This is a genomic window from Nocardia veterana NBRC 100344 (genome assembly GCF_000308855.1).
In the GTDB taxonomy this organism is placed as follows: Bacteria; Actinomycetota; Actinomycetes; order Mycobacteriales; family Mycobacteriaceae; genus Nocardia; species Nocardia veterana.
This window is the reverse complement of sequence record NZ_BAGM01000130.1, coordinates 1-17,478: the sequence shown is the minus strand read 5'-3', so window position 1 is coordinate 17,478 and position 17,478 is coordinate 1. Positions and strand designations below refer to the sequence as shown.

Sequence of the window (17,478 nt, the reverse complement as noted above, 5' to 3'; positions counted from 1 at the left end):
GGCCTCCGGTGTGTTCCGCGCCGCCGGGGATGCGGCGTTGTTCACCTGTGGATTCCGAATCGCCGGGAACACGGCGGTGGCCGCCGGTGGGCTCCGCACCGCCTCGGCCGATACGCCGCTGCGCGCCGGTGGATTCCGGGCCACGGCGGGCGTTCGGTGGGGCGCCGCGGACTACGCGTCGCTGACCACCCGTAGCGGTCGCGCCGCGCTCGTCGACGCGGCGGTGGCTCCCGGTGGTCTCGACGCGGCGGTGGCCACCGGTGGTTTCGGACGCCCGGCGCGCGCTGGCTGCCGCCCGGGTGCGGCGAGGTTCGGGCTCGTAGTCGTCCTCGTCGCCGGACCGGCCGAAGGGGCGGGCCAGCAACACCGCGATCGCCGTGGTCAGCGGGACCGAGAGCGCCAGGCAGATACCGCCGACCGCGGACCGGGTGATTTCGATGGCGACCGCATCGCCGGTGAGCACGTCGCGGATCGACCGCCCGGCGACCGAGAACATCAGCAACAGTGGCAGCGCACCACCAGCATAGGCGAGGACCAGGGTGTAGACGGTACTTGCGATATGGTCCCGGCCGACCCGCATCGCGGCCGCGAAAACCTCACGGCGCGTGGCATCCTCGTCCAGCGCGGCCAACTCGAAGGCCGCGGAGGCCTGGGTGATGGTGACGTCGTTGAGCACACCGAGCGAACCGATGATGAATCCGGCCAGCAGCAGCCCCGTGATACTGACGTGCTGCAGGTAGGTGGCCACATTGGTGTTCTGTTCCTCGGACAAACCGGTGAGGTGGGTGACCTCCAGCGCGACCCAGGACAGTACCGCGGCGAGCACCATCGCACTCAAGGTGCCGAGCAGCGCCGAACTGGTGCGCAGATTCACCCCGTGCGCCAGATACAACACCGCGTAGAGAATCAGCGCCCCCGAAACCAACGCGACCGGCAGCGCGGGTTTCCCGTCGAGCAGCGCGGGCAACAGGAACACCACCAGCACCCCGAACGCGAACACCAATCCGAGCACCGCGCGCAGGCCGCGCCAGCGCGCCACCGCCACGATCACCACCGCGAACACGATGGCGATCAGCAGGAGCGGCAGTCCCCGGGCGTAGTCGTCGAAGGAGTAGATGGTCGTGCCGCTGGGATCGTCCTGCCGTACCAGCCGAATGTGGTCACCGGCGTGCAGATCGGGTTGTCCGGGCCCCGGCGCGAGCTCGAGCAGCGTGTGGCTGCCCTTGCTCGGTCCTGAGTCGATCGAGACGAGACTGCGCTGGCAGGTATACGAATTGGTCGGCGGTGGTTGCGGCGTATCCGGGAACGCCCGCCCGTTCGACGGGCTGCCGCACGGCCCCAGATCCTGCATCACCACGGTGCCGGCCTCGGTTTGCACCGCCCCACCGCCGCCGTTCTGCATCGGCAACGGAATATCCACGTGCTGCCGGCTGGGCCACAACCAGATCATGGCGATCACGACGATCACCCCGATCGCGGTGAGTACGCCCACCACCACCCGAGCCGCCGTAGCCCCGATAGCAATAGGCCCGGAATGGTCATGATGGTGATGATGATGCTCGCTCACCGCAGCGAGCTTAAAGGAAAGTATTTTCAACAGCAGCTTGTGCTGCGTCCCTGCGTACTTTGGCCGGATTCAGGCGCACGTGAACTTCGGCGGCCCCGGACGGCCCTGTCAACTCGTTCCCAGCGAGTTCGCATGTGCACCCGAACATTTGTGCAACCGCACACCTGATCACGCAAGAACATGGGTAACTCACCGGGCACGGGCCAACAGAACCAACCGAACATCCGCCGGCCGCCAACGCAGAGAACTCCGCACTCGAACCTGGCCTGAATACTCGGAGAGGCGGTACAGGGGGGAGGGGCGGCGGAGAGCAGGGGGATGTCTCCGCCGCCCGAAAGGGATCCGACGGCCCAGGGGGTAGGCGGCCGAATCCAGGGCCGAGCGGCCCAGGGGGGTAGGCGGCTCGGCCGGGCACTGTGAGTGCCGAGGACTACTGTACACAAAAGTTCGAAGTTTGCGCCAGTGAAGTCGTCAAAAACCTCAGTTCTCCGTACTCCCGGTTTGTTTTGTTGGCGACGCCCCCGGGCGGGCGTCGACCGCTCCGGTTACTGCCGATAACTCGCGAGGAAGTTGCCGAATCGTTCGATCGCGACGGCCAGGTCCCGGGCCCACGGCAGGGTGACGATGCGAAGGTGATCGTGGTGCGGCCAGTTGAAGCCGGTGCCCTGCACCATCAGGATCTTCTCCTGCAACAGCAGGTCGAGAACCAGCTTCGCGTCGTCGTGGATCTCGTAGACCTCGGGATCCAATCGGGGGAACGCATACAGCGCACCCTTCGGCTTCACGCATGAGACGCCGGGGATCATATTGAGCTTCTCCCACGCCACATCGCGCTGCTCGAGGAGCCGGCCGCCGGGCAGGATCAGGTCCTCGATGCTCTGGTAGCCGCCGAGGGCAACCTGGATCGCGTGCTGAGCGGGCACGTTCGGGCACAGCCGAGTGGAGGCCAGCAGGTCGATGCCCTCGAGGAAACCCGCGGCGTGCTCCTTGGGGCCGGTGATGACCAGCCAGCCGGACCGGTATCCGGCCACCCGATACGCCTTCGACAGCCCGTTGAACGTCAGGCACAGCAGGTCGGGCGCCAAGGTCGCCAGCGAAATGTGCTTGGTGTCGTCGTAGAGGATCTTGTCGTAGATCTCGTCGGCGAGCAGCAGCAGTTGATGTTTGCGAGCCAGGTCCACCAGCTGCTGCAACACCTCGGCCGAATACACCGCGCCGGTGGGGTTGTTGGGGTTGATCACCAGCAGGGCCTTGGTCTTGTCGGTGATCTTGGATTCGATATCGGCGACGTCGGGTTGCCAGCCGTTGGATTCGTCGCACAGGTAGTGCACCGGTGTGCCACCGGCCAGGCTGGTCATCGCGGTCCACAGCGGATAGTCCGGTGCCGGAATGAGCACCTCGTCGCCGCTGTCGAGCAGCGCCTGCATGGTGATGGTGATGAGTTCGGAGACGCCGTTGCCCAGGTAGACGTCGTCCACATCGAATTCCGGGAAGCCGGCCACCAGCTCGTAGCGGGTGACGATGGCACGCCGCGCGGGCAGGATGCCCTTCGATTCGGAATAGCCCTGCGCATAGGGCAGCGCCGCGATCATGTCGCGCATGATGACGTCGGGTGCGTCGAAACCGAACGGCGCCGGATTACCGATGTTCAGCTTGAGGATGCGATGACCCTCGGCCTCCAGTCGTGCCGCATGTGCGTGTACAGGCCCACGGATTTCGTAGAGAACGTTCTGGAGTTTGAGGGACTGCTCCAGAATCCGGGGCGGCCGATGCGGTGACTGACTGGTAGGGCTCACCTGTTCAATGGTGCCACCGCCCCGCAACCACATAACCGAGGCACCGCCACCGCGCCGGATCGACGTTGTGGCGGTCACATCGCCGGCCCGCCCGATCGCCGGTCAGGTCGGCGGATTGGCCGGCAGCATCCCGGTGGCGACCGTGGTTCCGCAGAACTCCTCGATCCGCTCGTCGAGGCGACGGGCCTCGACCGCATCCCGGAACCGCGGGGCCGCGATCCGGCGGCGTAAGCCGGTCAGCCGTTCCTCGAGTTGGGCGATGCGCCGATCCTCGGACAGTTCGAGCACCGGGCGCAGGGCGTCGCCGGCGCCGTCCAGGCTGCCGTTGATCAGCTGGGCCGCGGCATTGTCCACCCGGGCCAGCGCCTCCGCCCCGTAGGAGCGCTGTTCGCGCGGGCCGCCGCTGTACAGCTCGATGGTGCGCTGGGTCTCGGTCAGCGCCGGTTCGGCCTGACCCAGATGGATATAGGTCGCGCCCGCGTAGTAGTGACTCTTGGCCTCCGGGAAGCCGAACACTCCGCCGGTCTCGTCGTGCAGGTCATCGGTGCCGGTACCCGAACGCGCGGCCTCGGCGGCGCGGATGCAGCGTTCGGCATCGGCCGCGTTGCCCAGCTTCGACCAGATGCGAGCCTCGATATTGTGCAGCCGCACCTTGGCGGTGACCGATTCCGCGTACTGCTGGCCGTTCTGTGCCAACAGCACCGCCCGCCGCGGCCGTTCCGACCAGTATTCGATCAGCGCCTGCATGCCGCGGGTCCACGCGCGTAATCCGTTGTGGCCGCACAATTCCGCATAGGCCCAGGCGGCGCGGGCCTGTTCGCCGGCGGCGTCGAGATGTCCGAGATCGGTACTGGCATTGGCCAGCAGCCCCGACAGCGTTCCGGCCAGCAGATACAAATGGCTTGTGTCCGCGGGCTTCTGGTGGCCCTCGAGCAACCGGTACACCCGCCGGCGTACCCGCAGCATCTCGACCATCATCGGAACCGGCGGCACGTGGACGTACTCTCGCGCGATGCGGGTGGCATCGGCGTCGAGCTGTTCCAGGGTGGAGGCGCCGACATTGCTTGCCTCGGCGCGACCGGCGTGCTCGCTGGCTTCGTGGGCAGCCGCCATGATCAGATCCCTCTCCGAAATCTCTGCTAACGCATCACCTCTCATCGCACCGGCGTCTACGAGTGCCAAAAGTTCCGCGTCGCTCGAATACCTGCTGTGCGCCGAATGGCGGTGGCACACCTCGAATTCCGGTTCCGGCCGATCGATAACGGGCTGATCGATCATGGCCGCGAACCGTGCCCGCACGACTTCGTCGGACCTGGCGAGTGATGTGTCCAGCGCGGCCTGGTTGACCGGACGCGGATGCACCTTGGCACCGCCGGCCTCCCATTTCGACACCAGGCGTTCGTGTACCCCGAGATGGGCCGCGAACTCCCGGATGCTCATCCGTTTGGCATCGCGGAGGGCACGGGCTTCCTTACCTGACCACTGCCGGACCACGATGTCATCCCTTCCGCGCGAACTGGTCTCCAGAGTACGAGCGGATGGTGACCACGGCCACACCCGAAATCGAGCTGGTACTTGGGAATCGGCTGGTCGCAGCGGTATGGGCAGTGAAAGGGCAGCGCTGGGCGCGCGTGCGGGCGTTTCCGGGACGACGCAGTGGCGGGACCCTTGAATCGGATCGAGAACGTCGCCGTGAAGGTCGGGAAGCCGTGAATGTCGAAAAGCTCAGGACCGCCGACGATTGGGTCATGTTCTATCGGCATCTGGCCGGTCTGACATGTATTCAGCGCGGCGGATTCGTCACCCTGCCGGTCACCGATCGAGTCGGTGTCGTTCATCTACCGGCCGAACGCGCCGAGCGGGTGCGTCGCTCGCTCGAAGCGCACGAGTGTTGTGGCCCGGTGCTCGCCCGGCGGGTGCGATGGAGTTTTCTGGTCACTCCGGACAGCCGGCCGGGCGGGCAGGTATCGGAGATCCTGCAGCGGCTGCACATCGGGATTCCATCTCCCGGAGGCGAGATCATGATGCCGACCAGCCTGGGGCGCTGGACTCGTGAGGGTTGCCACTGGGTGGTGCCACCGGCGCCCGATCCGGAACTTCCACCCCTATCGATAGTCGTCACGACGGCGCTGGCGGTGGGAAGAGGCGGCGAGGACTGAACCCGCAGACCGGTCCTCGCCGCTGCCGATCCGGGTCCGCCTCGTTGCCTGTCGGGGGCGGACCCGGATTCGGAACGTTCGATCTTCAGATTCTGGCCATATTGTGACATGGCACTGTTTAAGATTGACGGATGAAGCTCCAGCGCCTTACGGCGGTATCCGCTCTGGTCGTCGGTGCCATGACCGCCGGGCTGACCGCCGCGCATGCCGATCCGGCCGCCGCACCCCACCCCGCGGCGATCGACTACTCCGTGAAGCTCGTCGACAAAACCGTGGTGACGACGCTGAAAGGCGGCACCTTCCGACCGGCCGCCGACCACAAGTCCTACGAGATCGCCGACAGCCACGGCTCGACGGTGGTATCGCTGCCGACCGAAGTACGTGTCGCCGGAACCGCGGTGCAGCTGAAGCCGGTGGTGAACAACGACGGGTCCGTCCTCGAACTGACACCCGAGCGCACCGTTCCAGCACAGGACTCGGTGACCGTGCGGCCGGTCGCGTCGCCGCTGGAAAACCACCGCGCCATGGACGATTTCGAGACCAAGTTCGGAATCGCGACCGCGGTCGGCACCTTCCTCGGTACCGCGGTGGGTGCCGTCGTCGGCGGGATCACCGGCTGCATTCTGGGCCTGCCGCTGTTGGGTGTGGGATGTATCCCGGCGGCGGTCGCGGGTGCGGGCATCGGGGGCATCCTCGGCACGATCGCGATCGGCGGGCCCGCGCTCGCGATCACCGGCTTCGATGTGATCGGCACCCTGTCCGCCGCCCCGGGAACCACGAAATGGGCTGAAGACAAGTAATTTTCACGATGCCGCGATCGTCGGCACAGTGAATGTCCCCAGTACTGGGCGGTCTGTCGGTAGGGCTCGCCACGTACTATCTGCGCACCTGTGTGCGGCTGCGGTGCGACCTGTCGGGAGTATCGCAGCCGGCCGGGGTGATGGTGCTCGTCGAGGGGGCGGGCACCGAGATCCGATGATGGAATGGACATTCGCATGAAAATCCGCAGCCTCACGGCGGCCTTCGCTGTGCTGATCGGCGCAATGACCGCCGGGCTGACCACCGCCCACGCCGACCCGGCCCCCGCGCCGGACCAGGGCGGAATCAAGTACTCAGTCAAGCTGGTCGACAAAACCGTCGTCACGACCTTGCAAGGGGGGACCTTCCGGCTCGCGCAGGACGAAAAGTCCTACGCGATCACCGATTCCCACGGCGCTACGGTGGTCAGTCTGCCCACCGATGTGCGGGTGGACGAGGCCCAGATTCCGGTCAAGCCCGTGGTGAAGAACAACGGGACCGTGCTGGAGCTGACCCCGCAGCAGACCATGACGACCGATCACCCGGTCGCGGTTCGCCCGATCGCGTCCCCGCTGGAGAATCAGCGGGCGATGAACGAATTCTCCACGCAGTTCGGAATCGCCACGGCAGTGGGCGGATTCGTCGGCACCGCCATCGGAGTCGTGGTCGGCGGCATCACCGGCTGCATCCTCGGCCTGCCGCTGCTGGCCATCGGCTGCATCCCCGCGGCGATCGCCGGTGCGGGCATCGGCGGCATCCTCGGCACCATCGCGGTCGGCGGGCCGGCGCTCGGTATCGCCGGTATGGACCTGATCAACACCCTGCAGGCCCCGCCGGGCACCACCAAGTGGGCCGAAGGGGCCAACGGCAACTAGGAATTCGGCGTCGCACCGAGATTCCGGGGCGCCCGCCCGGGGCCCCGGAATCCGGCTCGTGAGGGGAGCTGCCGGTCGGTCCCGGCCGCCGGGCCGGTGCGATGTCCACCGGCGCCGCCTATCGCCTGCTGTCACCTCGGACCACCGTTCAGCGAGGTATCTGCGCGAACCGAAGGCGAAAAACGAAGGGGCGCTGCCGAATCGGCAGCGCCCCTTCGTGCTGTGGTGACTACTTCCGGCGGCCCGGCGCCTTCGCTCCGGCCTTGAAGCCCAGCCCGCCCGGCTTGGCCGTCGGGGGCGCGACCGCACCGTTGCCGGTACTGCCGTTCGACTCCGTCGGCTCCGGGGTGGACGCCTCGGTATTCGTCGCCGCGGTGTCGGCCGACTCGGTGCCGGTGGCGGCCGTGTTCGCCGCCTCGGTGTCCGGCTCGGCTTCGGTGGCCGCACCGTTACCGGATTCCGTTGCCGCCGGGGCGGGTTCGGAGGCGACGGGCTCGGCCGCACTCGGTGCCTTCGGGCCGGGGCGCTTGAAGCCGGACTTCATCGCCAGACCCTTCGGCGCCACGGTCGGCTTGGTCTCGGTGGGACCGGTGGCGGTCGGGGTCGACTCGGCCGGTTCCGCGGGTGCCTCCGATGCGGGTGCCGCGGCGGCAGTCTCGGCCGGGGCCGCGCTTGCGGGCTTGGCGCCCGGCGCCTTCGCCTTGCCCTTCATGGCGAGTCCCTTGCCGCCGGGTGCCTTGGCGGCGCCCTTCATGGCGAGTCCGCCCGGCTTCGCGGCCGGAGCCTCCGCGGGCGCTTCCGCGCTCGCCTCGGCCGCTTCGGGCTTCGGAGTTGCCTTGGCGCCCGGGGCCTTTGCCGCGCCCTTCATGGCGAGTCCCTTGCCGCCGGGTGCCTTACCGCCACCCATCATCGCCAGGCCCTTGCCGGCGGCCGGTGCGGCCGGGGCGGCCTGCTCGGCCGGGGCCGCCTCCGCCTCGGTTGCCGCGGCCTCGGCGGCCGGTGCGGGCGCGGTCTCGGCGACCGGTTCGGGCGCCTTGGGCTGCTGGATCACCTTCAGGTTCTCCGACAGCGCCGCCGGCTCGACCCGGTCGATCGACTGCAGCATCAGCTGCGCGACGTCCACGACCTCGACGCCCTGGCCGACCTCGCCGGAATCCTTGCGCGCGGTCACACCGTCGGTGAGCATCACGCGGCAGAAGGGGCAGCCGGTGGCGATCAGCGACGGCGAGTTGCCGCCGTCCAACGTGGCCAGTGCCTCGTCGGTCCGATCGAGGTTGACTCGCTTACCGAGCTGCTCCTCCATCCACATGCGGGCACCACCGGCGCCACAGCACATCGAGCGCTCGCCGTGGCGAGGCATTTCGGTGACCTTCGCGCCCGAGGCGGCCATCAGCTCACGGGGCGCGTTGTAGATCTTGTTGTGCCGGCCCAGGTAGCAGGGGTCGTGGTAGGTGACCTTCTCCGACACCGGCTTCACCTGGACGAGCTTCTTCTGCCGCACCAGGCGGTTCAGCAGCTGGGTGTGGTGCACGACCTCGTAGGTGCCGCCGACCTGCGGATACTCGTTGTTCAGCGCGTTGAAGCAGTGCGCACAGGTCACGACGATCTTCTTCTTCGACGGCTCCACACCCTCGAAGACCGAATTCAGCGTTTCGATGTTCTGCATCGCCAACTGCTGGAACAGGAATTCGTTACCGGCGCGGCGAGCCGAGTCACCGGTGCAGGTCTCCTCGGCGCCCAGCACCATGAACTTCACACCCGCGGTGGCGAGCAGCTCCGCCACGGCCTTGGTGGTCTTCTTGGCGCGGTCCTCGTAGGCGCCGGCACAGCCGACCCAGAACAGGTATTCGTAACCGTCGAAGCTGTCCGCGTCCTGGCCGAAGACCGGAATATCGAAGTCCAGCTCCGACATCCAGTTCAGGCGATCCTTGGCGTTCTGGCCCCAGGGGTTGCCCTTGTTCTCCAGGTTCTTGAACAGGCCGGCCAACTCGGAGGGGAACTCCGACTCGATCAGCACCTGGTAGCGACGCATATCGATGATGTGGTCGACGTGCTCGATATCGACCGGGCACTGCTCGACGCAGGCGCCACAGGTGGTGCAGGACCACAGCACCTCGGGATCGATGATGCCGTTGACGTCCTCGCCGCCGACCAGCGGACGCTCGGCCTCGGCCTTGGCCGCCTCCGAAATCTTCGCCAGCGCGGCTTCGTTCGGCTTGCCCTCGGCGTCGACCAGACCGACCTCGTCGCCGCCCATATCCTTACGGCCACCGGCCAGCAGATACGGCGCCTTGGCGGCACCGTGATCGCGCAGCGACATGATCAGCAGCTTCGGCGACAGCGGCTTACCGGTATTCCACGCCGGGCACTGGCTCTGGCAGCGACCACATTCGGTGCAGGTGGTGAAGTCCAGCCAGCCCTTCCAGGAGAAGTCCTCGATCCGCCCGGCGCCCAGGGTGTCGGTGTCGGGGTCGACGTTCTCCATGTCCAGCGCACGGCCCTTGGACATCATCGGCTTCGCGGCACCGAGGGCGACGCCGCCGTCGGCCTCCCGCTTGAAGTAGATGTTCGGGAACGCCGCGAACCGGTGCCAGGCCACACCCCAGGTGACATTGCGACCGACGTAGTACAGGAACGCCATACCCGACATCAGCTTGATGAAGGCGAAGATCGACACCATGGTCGCGTTCGCGGGCAGAAGTTCGGCGACATGCATGGTGAAGAAGTCGGTCGCCGGGTTGCCCTCGCCGTTCAGCGCGATCTTTCCGGCCTTGACGAAGATCATGCCGAGGCCCTCCATCAGCACGATCGCCTCGATCAGGTAGGCGGGGCCGAATTTCGAGCCGCTGAAGCGCGACAGTCGTTGGGGCACGCGCGGGTGGTTGAGCTGGCGGATGGCGATCAGCACCAGAATGCCGACCACGGTTCCGATGCCCATGAGCTCGTCCCAGAAGTGGTAGACGCCCCAATTACCGATGATCGGCCAGTGGAATTCCGGGTCGAACGTCTGACCGTAGGCCTCGAACCACAGGATCGCACCGGTGATGAATCCGATCATCACCAGCCAGTGCGCCCAGCCGACGGTGCGGAATTTGTTCATACGGGTATGTGCGATGAACTCGACCAGCATCGTCTTGAAGCGCGGGAAGAACGGCCGCCAGCGATCCGGTGCCGGCTGGCCGACCCGGATCGCGCTGACGATCTTCCATACGCCGCCGATGAACGACGCCCAGCACACCAGGCTGAGCACCGCACCAATCGTGCCCAGCGTCACTGTCAGGGCATTCATGTCGCGACCTTCCTTCGGTTCCACGAGCATTTCGGCGACCGGGCTGAAGCCGCCGTGGTTGCTCGTATCGTAACGGGCAGTAAGTTACCCGCCGGTAACTTATCTGTCCACCGTATGATCGCCGGTCGGGCGCCCCCAGGTGAAGGACTCGGCCGGGCATGCGGTGTGACCGTTCTCACGCGTTGTGCTGCGGTTTTGGCGTGCGCGCGGTCGGCTACCACGGTAAATCCCGGCAAATCCGGTGCTGGAGCCAGGACAGGCTTACTTGAACCTCGCCGGAATCGGGCGGAAATTCGCGGCGAATTGTTAGGTCCCATAACAATTCTCGCTTTTGGTCGGTCGATTCGACTAAGCTCACGGCGTCCTGCTTGCTGTGTGCACCTTCACACTGCTCGGGGAGGTCCGACAGGTTTGAAATCGAGATCGGCGACCTGACGGATGCGTGGGCTCTCGCGGAGAAGTTGCGTGCGGCAAACCCTGATGACGGATTGGAAACCGAATGAAGCTCCGCAGAGGTACTGCGGTCGCCGCTATGGTCATCGGCGCAATGACCGTGGCGTTGGGAACTGCCAACGCCGACCCTGCCCCAGCCCCGGCTCCGGCCGCCGACGCCAAGCCGGGGATCGATTACTCCGCCAAACTCGTCGACAAGACGGTGGTCACCAAGCTCAAGAACGGCACCTTCGAGCTGGTCGAGCGGCAGGGCGCCACCCCTGACCAGAAGCAGCAGGTCGTCGACATCAAGGACCAGGCCGGCAACGTGGCCCTGGAGATGCCGATCGACTTCCGGATCGCGGGCGTGCCGATCCCGGTGAAGCCGGTTCTGAAGGAGAGCGGCACCGTTCTGGAGCTGACTCCGGACAGGCCCGCGAACGTCGATCTGACCAAGCCCGTCGCCGCGGCTCCGGTGGCTGCCGTCCAGGAGACCCAGCCGGGACAGCAGACGGCCATCAAGGCCGATAAGCCGGTGCTGAAGGATGTCGCCTCGCCGATCGAAAACCAGCGGGCGATGAGCGATTTCGGCACCAAGTTCGGCCTGGCGACCGCCATCGGCGGTTTCATCGGCACCGCGATCGGCGCGGTCATCGGCTGCGTCGTCACGTTGCCGGCGGGGTGCATTCCCGGCCTGGTGACCGGCGCGGGTGTCGGTGGCATCGTGGGCACCGTCGTGGCCGGCGGCCCGACCCTGATCGCGGCCGGCGTGGAGCTGCTCAACACGATCCAGGCGCCGGACGGCACCAGCCAGTGGTCGGATGCGGCCATGGCGGCGGCGAGTGGCCAGCAGCAGCAGGCCAACCAGCCGAAGTAGTTTTCCGACGCGGTGCCGGTGATCATCCGGCACCGGTCGCAGGCGGCCCGCCTTCCGATTCGGAAGGCGGGCCGTCGTCGTTTCCGTGCTCCACCGGGTCGCGGTCAGCGCATATCGAGCTGCCCGGTGTAGTCGACCTCGCCGAGCGGTTCGCCGAAGGCGGCGAACGAACGCTCGGCCATGACGAAATGACCGTCCTCTCGTACCAACAGCACTGTGCTGCAGCGGGTTCCGTGCCAATCGTTCGCGACGAAGCGGGCCGATACCGAACGTTCCCGCTCCAGCGGTAAGCCGGTCTGCGGCAGCTCGGCATCGGGGGCGACGGCGCGGTCGGCCAGGACGGCGAAATAGTCGCTCACCTCCGGCGACCCGATCACCGCATGCAGATCTCGCAAACCGTCGCGGACCTTCGGCCACGCCGCGGCGCCGGTGTCGGTGTCGACCCGCCACCGTGGCTCCGCCTCGGCGTCGGTCCCGTTCGCGATGGGATCCGGTGGTTCGGCCACGGCCTCGACCGTGCGAGAGCCGGCGACCGCGGAGCCGAGCAGGGCGGCATTGGACAGTCCGTGCAGGCCCGGGCGCAGTTCCAGCGGGGTGGCCGCACTCCGGTTGCTGTGCCACCAGAGCGCCTCCAGATCCGACACGACCAGGTTGTAGCCGTTGTAGTCGTCGGCGTCGGCAGCGGTTCCGCGGACGAACTTCTCCGGCGTCGAGGTGCCGGACAGATAGTCCATCAGCAGCGCGCCCCGCGAGCGGGCGTCGATGCGCCCCTCCGCCGGGCCTCGCACGTTGGTGACGGTGGCGAAGCGCCTCGATTCCGGTCGCAAACCCAGCCAGGTCCCGGGAACACCGTTCGGGGCACCGAGATCCCGGCCCGCGAGCAGGCCCGGTCGCTCCGACCACCAGCGCATCGATTCGGTTGGGCGCGTATAGAACTCGTCCCGATTGGCCGCCACGATCAGCCGATACTCCGGATGCGCGCGCCACCCGATCAACACCAGACACATACCACCAGCATGCACCAGGTCCGCACGCGCCGAACCACTCGATACTGCCGCCGAGCTGCCCCGGATGGCACGTGCGAGGCCCCCGGACACGACGAAGGCCCGGCATCGCTGCCGGGCCTTCGATCGACTACTGCCTCAGTTGGTGCGAACCCGCAGCCCCGGGTTGTCGGAGAGCACCTGATTCACCGGCTGGGCGAACAGCTGCGGTGCGTCGCCGGTCAGGGCGCCGATCAGGTTGGGGATCTCGCAGAACGGGTAGTCGGCGACCGAGGAGGCACTGGAAATGCCCAGGGCCATGGTGCCGGTCACGATCGGACCACCCGAATCACCCGGCAGCGCACAGATATTCGCCGAGAACGACTGGGTCAGATCACGGTCGCCGACCTGCACGGTCTGGTCGACGGCGTTGACCACACCGCAGCTGAAACCGGTGCGCGAACCCGACTTGCAGACCGGGGCGCCGACCACCGGATCGGCCACGCCGGTGATCGCGATCGGAGCCGCACCGGGCACCCGGACCAGGTTGTTGGCGAAGCGGTCCCGGCTGCCGGCGTCGATCGCGACGATCGAGTAGTCCTGGTTGCCCAGCACCGACTTCTGGAAGGTGCCGAGCTGGCTACCGAGGTGGTTGCCCGGCAGCAACTCGAACATGCCGGGCGCATTCGCGGTGCCCGCGGCCGGAATGTTCGGATCACAGTGTCCGGCAGTGATATTCACCGGATCGCCGTTGCGGTCCACACCGTTGAAACCGGTCGAGCAGACCAGCTGCATCTTGCCCGCCACCGAGGCATAGGCGTCACCGCCCGCCCGCGGCGCATTCGGCTGCTCGCCGGCGATCGGCTGCACCTGCGAGTCCGATTCCGGCGGGCCGACCGGCGGGGCGGCCATCACGATCACATGCGCCGGATCGACGAAGCCGGGCATCGGCACGCCGGCCTTGTCCACCCGTACCGCGATGCTGTTGTTCACGGTGTCGACGACCACGCCGCGCACCGCCTGCTGGATCGGCTCCGGCTGACCCGACAGCCACTGCTGGAAGGCGTTCTTCTCGCTGCGCAGCACGGTCTGGCTCTTGGCCACGTCCTTGACGCCGAATCCGGCGTCCGCAGCGGCCTTCTTGGCGTCGTCGAGACCCTGGCCCGGGGCCAGCGCCACCACGGCCTTACCGGCGTCGTCGAGCCACGCGCCCGCGAACACCTGCGGGAACTGACGCTGCGCGGTGGTCGCGAAGGCCGCCAGATGCTGAGCCACGTCGGCGCGATGCAGATACTCCTGCGGCGAGATCTTCAGATCGCGCTGCACCGCCGCCACCAGGTCGGCGGGCAGGTTCGGGGCCGGGGCGGGCGCGGGGTCCGCGGACGAGGTCGCGGCGAGCGGCCCGAGAACCAGAACCGCCGCCGAGGCGGCGACGGCCGCGCTACGGAGACGGGTGCGCGGGGCACGTCCCGCGGCGGACGAAAGTCGGATGCGTGGCAGGAGCATGAGGCGACTATATGGGGTTTGGGCGGCTATGCCTACTCGTCGCGGAGTTTGGCCGAACTCACACGGGACAGACCGGATACCGACTCCGGTGCGTCACCGGGCGTTCACCCGCGCCGAGCCCGCCGAAGTTCGCGAACGCGCGCGAACCCCGGCGGACGCGAGGCAGCTCAGCCGACGTTCGGACGGGTACGGACGGTGATTCCGGCGCCGATTCCGCCGCCGGAGTTGGCATCGATGTCACTGAGAATCTGCCGGATCGGGATACCCAGCGTGGCAGTGCCGCCGTACTGGGCGAGATCCATGTTCGCGGCCTTGCAGTCCGGCGCGTCCGCGGCGTTGGAGCCGCTGGTGATGCCCAGGGCCAGGGTGCCCGAGACGATGGCGCCGCCGCTGTCCCCGCCCAGGGTGCAGGCGGAGCTGGCGAAACCGCGGACGGTCTTGGATTCGCCCTCGGCGGTGTACAACTGGGTCTCGACCCGGTCGGCCACCACGAAACCGCAGGTGAAGGTGGAGGACTGACCGGACTTGCAGATCGGCGCGCCGGTGATCGGCTCGGCGGTGCCGGTGAGGGTCAGCGTGGTGCCGTTGGCGCCGCGCACCGAGGGCTGATCCATCCCGGCGCTGATCGCCCGGTCGTTCAGCTTGATCACCGAATAGTCCAGACCGGTGCTTCCGCCCAGCTGGGCCTTGACGAAGGTGCCGAGCTGCTGACTGGCCTTCAGGTTGCGGATGTTCGGCAGGTAGACACCGGCCTCGGCATTGCCCTTACCGACATTCGGATCGCAGTGTCCGGCACTGATGTTCAGCGCGTTGCCGGCGGCGTCGACACTGTTGAAGCCGAACGAGCACACGTCGACCGACTTCAGCGCGGAGTCGTCGAGCGAGGTCGGTGCGCTGATGTAGGTGTCACCGGCCATCGGGCGATGTTCGACCGGGCCGCCGCCCTCCGGCGAGAGCACGACCTTGATGTTGGCGATCAGGGTCGGCAGGTTCAGCAGATGTCCGGCCGGGGTGTTGGCCACCGAGAGAACGAGCTGACTGTTGAGGAAATCGATGGCGACCGAATTGATTCCGGCCGACAGCTCACGCGGCAGCCCGCCGATCCACTTGACCAGCTGGTCCAGTGAACTCTCCAGGTTGTCCGCCGAAATCGGGGCGAGCCGGGTCTGATACCCCGCGGAGTTGGCGATCCGCGCGGCATCGAGGGAGGTGACCGCCATGATCGGCTTACCGTCGGCGCCCATCCAGGCGCCGGCGAAGGCCTCCGGATGTTCGGACCGGAATTCGCGTGCGTAGTCGCGCAATTGCTGGGCGCGGGCCGCGCGTTCCAGATACTCCGCCGGCGACATCTTCAAATCGCGGCCGATGGCCTGCACCAGTTCGGGCGGCAACTTGTCCGCGGGCAGCTGGGCCGGTGCCGGATCGGCCAGCGCGGGCGAGGTGGCCCACCACGGGCCGAGAATGAGAGTGGACGCGAGAGCGACAGCAGCTGCTTTCACCGACGCGCGTGCCACCGAAGCGCGTCCGACCGTGGCGCGACGCGCCGCCAACTTGCGCATGAAGTCCCTTCGTCAGGCACATGTGTGCCGGCCACCCTGAGGCGGTAAACCATTGGGTGGCAACAGCCCTCGACCAACAAGCCGACCGGCCGCCGGTGGGGAGATCCCACAACGACCGGTCAGCGCATCACTTTAGGCCACAACAGCGTGAGTTTCGCTACGAAATCATCACGACCCGGTATTCCACGGTCGCGGAACGCCCGTCGGCCAGGAGAATCCCGGCACTTCGTCGAGCGGGTCGGGTGTGGTCGTGGTGGTGCGCGTCCGAGTCGTGGGGCTGGTCCGCGTGGTGGTTTCCGGGGTTGTGGTCGGTGTCGGCGTGACCGATGTCGACGACGACGGCGGCGGTGTGGTCGTGGTGGGTTCGGTGGTGGTCTCCGGCGGCGCCGGCGCCACCGTGGTGAGCGCGGGCGGTGGTGGGGGCGGCGCCGGTGCGGCGACCGTCGTCGTGACCGTCGTGGTCGCCTCGGCGGCACCGGACACCGTGGCGGGCAGCCGAGCCGGATGATCGTCGCGGAGCATCATCGCCGCCGCGACCCCGCCGAGCGCGAGACCCACCAGCGCGGCCGCCGCCGCGATCAGGATCGCGGTGCGCCGGCTCTTCTTCGGCTCGGGGGCCGTGTCGGTCACCGGTGCGGCCATGGTGGCCGCGACCGTCGCCGCCGGCTCGGGCGTCGGCGTCTGGACCGGGACCGCGGCCGAATACGCCTGGGCGGTGGTCGAAGCCGGCACCGCGGGCAGGACATCGGTCGACACCAGTGCGATGTCGCCGGCGGCCGGGTCGGGTGGAGTGGGATCGGGCGGAGTGGCACCGGCCGGTGTCGCCAGGACGGTGGCCAGCGCCGCTCGGGCGGCATTGCCGGCGTGTCCGCGGATGTCGTCGGCGGGCGGCAGGTCGCCCTCACTCACCAGGACCACCGACCGCAGGCCCAGGTAGTCCAGTGCCTCGCGCACCCCGCGGACGTGTTCGGGCGGCCAGTCGGCGGGATGGGCGGCATAGAACTCCGCCGGTCCGTTCAGATGGTCGCTCGCCAGGTTGATCAGGCAGAACGCCGCGGTCGCGAACAGGTCCTCGGCCCGAAAGGCCTCCCCGTCGTCCACCGGGATACCGGCCGGATCGCCGATCGCGCGGACGAACCCGGTGATCGAGTGGGTATGTCCGGGCGGGGCGGTGCCGCCGAGCGCGGTATCCCCGTCGTCGGACATGTGCAGCACCGATTCACGGGTGATGAACAGGGGTTCGGACGTCTCGTCGGTGTCGCCGCCACCGGTGACAATCGCCGCGATGCATTCGTCCTCGGCGATCCGCAGGCCCACCCCTGTGGCCATCCTCACTACCTCGCTTCGGTGTCTCGAGCGCGGGGTCTACACGAGTAGCGAACCGTGTCCCATAGCGCGAAGCATCGACAATAACTCCGAACGCGACCCGGCTCCGATTCGACGCCGAATCCGCGCGACATGATGCTCCACCGTCTTCGCGGAGATGTACAGCCGAGCGCCGATTTCTCGATAGGTCAACCCGAGCAGCACCAGTTCGGCGACCTCACGTTCGCGCTCGCTGAGTACCGAGGCCGCGGCGGGCTGCGGTGACGCCGCGCTCGGATCGGCCGGGACCCGGTCCGGCGCCGCGGGCGGCC

The 17,478-nt window shown here is 67.7% G+C and carries 13 protein-coding genes and 1 pseudogene; 5 read left to right on the top strand and 9 right to left on the bottom strand.

Annotated elements, in window-relative coordinates; genetic code table 11:
* Positions 1-334: 334 nt before the first annotated feature.
* From ON37_RS24985 to ON37_RS24975, 3 genes and pseudogenes are all read right to left on the bottom strand, one after another.
* Positions 335-1,567: pseudogene (locus ON37_RS24985) on the bottom strand (YibE/F family protein); the annotation flags it as partial.
* A 545-nt stretch (positions 1,568-2,112) separates the two neighbouring features.
* Positions 2,113-3,396 (bottom strand): pyridoxal phosphate-dependent aminotransferase, encoded by a 1,284-nt coding sequence (locus ON37_RS24980; RefSeq protein WP_051032016.1) that lies wholly within the window; start codon positions 3,394-3,396, stop codon positions 2,113-2,115.
* Between the two features lie 69 nt (positions 3,397-3,465).
* On the bottom strand, positions 3,466-4,803 hold the full coding sequence (locus ON37_RS24975; RefSeq protein WP_083893264.1) for an NsdA family TPR-like regulatory protein: 1,338 nt from the start codon (positions 4,801-4,803) through the stop codon (positions 3,466-3,468).
* A 308-nt stretch (positions 4,804-5,111) separates the two neighbouring features.
* Between ON37_RS24975 and ON37_RS24970 the strand changes: the two genes are divergently transcribed.
* The 4 genes from ON37_RS24970 (at position 5,112) to ON37_RS24960 (ending at position 7,195) form a co-directional block, all read left to right on the top strand.
* A complete protein-coding gene (locus ON37_RS24970; RefSeq protein ID WP_210741289.1) occupies positions 5,112-5,522 on the top strand; it encodes a hypothetical protein in 411 nt (136 codons plus the stop codon).
* A 131-nt stretch (positions 5,523-5,653) separates the two neighbouring features.
* On the top strand, positions 5,654-6,322 hold the full coding sequence (locus tag ON37_RS24965; RefSeq protein WP_040722757.1) for a DUF8020 domain-containing protein: 669 nt from the start codon (positions 5,654-5,656) through the stop codon (positions 6,320-6,322).
* Between the two features lie 32 nt (positions 6,323-6,354).
* A complete protein-coding gene (locus ON37_RS33120; RefSeq protein WP_157171577.1) occupies positions 6,355-6,501 on the top strand; it encodes a hypothetical protein in 147 nt (48 codons plus the stop codon).
* A 16-nt stretch (positions 6,502-6,517) separates the two neighbouring features.
* Positions 6,518-7,195 carry a DUF8020 domain-containing protein gene (locus ON37_RS24960; protein WP_040722780.1) on the top strand — a complete coding sequence of 226 codons (678 nt, stop codon included), beginning with the start codon at positions 6,518-6,520 and terminating at the stop codon, positions 7,193-7,195.
* A gap of 229 nt (positions 7,196-7,424) precedes the next feature.
* Here the strand turns inward: ON37_RS24960 and ON37_RS24955 are convergent, their stop codons facing one another.
* On the bottom strand, positions 7,425-10,484 hold the full coding sequence (locus tag ON37_RS24955; RefSeq protein WP_040722779.1) for a heterodisulfide reductase-related iron-sulfur binding cluster: 3,060 nt from the start codon (positions 10,482-10,484) through the stop codon (positions 7,425-7,427).
* 547 nt (positions 10,485-11,031) lie between these two features.
* Between ON37_RS24955 and ON37_RS24950 the strand changes: the two genes are divergently transcribed.
* Positions 11,032-11,793: a DUF8020 domain-containing protein gene (locus ON37_RS24950; protein WP_245553449.1), complete on the top strand. Its 762-nt coding sequence runs from the start codon at positions 11,032-11,034 to the stop codon at positions 11,791-11,793.
* 104 nt (positions 11,794-11,897) lie between these two features.
* Here the strand turns inward: ON37_RS24950 and ON37_RS24945 are convergent, their stop codons facing one another.
* From ON37_RS24945 to ON37_RS24925, 5 genes are all read right to left on the bottom strand, one after another.
* A complete protein-coding gene (locus ON37_RS24945) occupies positions 11,898-12,800 on the bottom strand; it encodes an NRDE family protein (protein WP_040722754.1) in 903 nt (300 codons plus the stop codon).
* Between the two features lie 135 nt (positions 12,801-12,935).
* Positions 12,936-14,282 carry a S1 family peptidase gene (locus ON37_RS24940; RefSeq protein WP_051032015.1) on the bottom strand — a complete coding sequence of 449 codons (1,347 nt, stop codon included), beginning with the start codon at positions 14,280-14,282 and terminating at the stop codon, positions 12,936-12,938.
* A gap of 167 nt (positions 14,283-14,449) precedes the next feature.
* The gene (locus ON37_RS24935) at positions 14,450-15,841 is read right to left on the bottom strand and encodes a S1 family peptidase (protein ID WP_083893263.1); all 1,392 of its coding nucleotides are present in this window, start codon (positions 15,839-15,841) and stop codon (positions 14,450-14,452) included.
* A 168-nt stretch (positions 15,842-16,009) separates the two neighbouring features.
* Positions 16,010-17,170, bottom strand: a complete 1,161-nt coding sequence (locus ON37_RS24930; RefSeq protein WP_083893262.1) for a hypothetical protein — start codon at positions 17,168-17,170, stop codon at positions 16,010-16,012.
* A gap of 36 nt (positions 17,171-17,206) precedes the next feature.
* On the bottom strand, positions 17,207-17,478 hold a 272-nt coding region (locus ON37_RS24925; RefSeq protein ID WP_040722753.1), incomplete at its 5' end, for a helix-turn-helix domain-containing protein.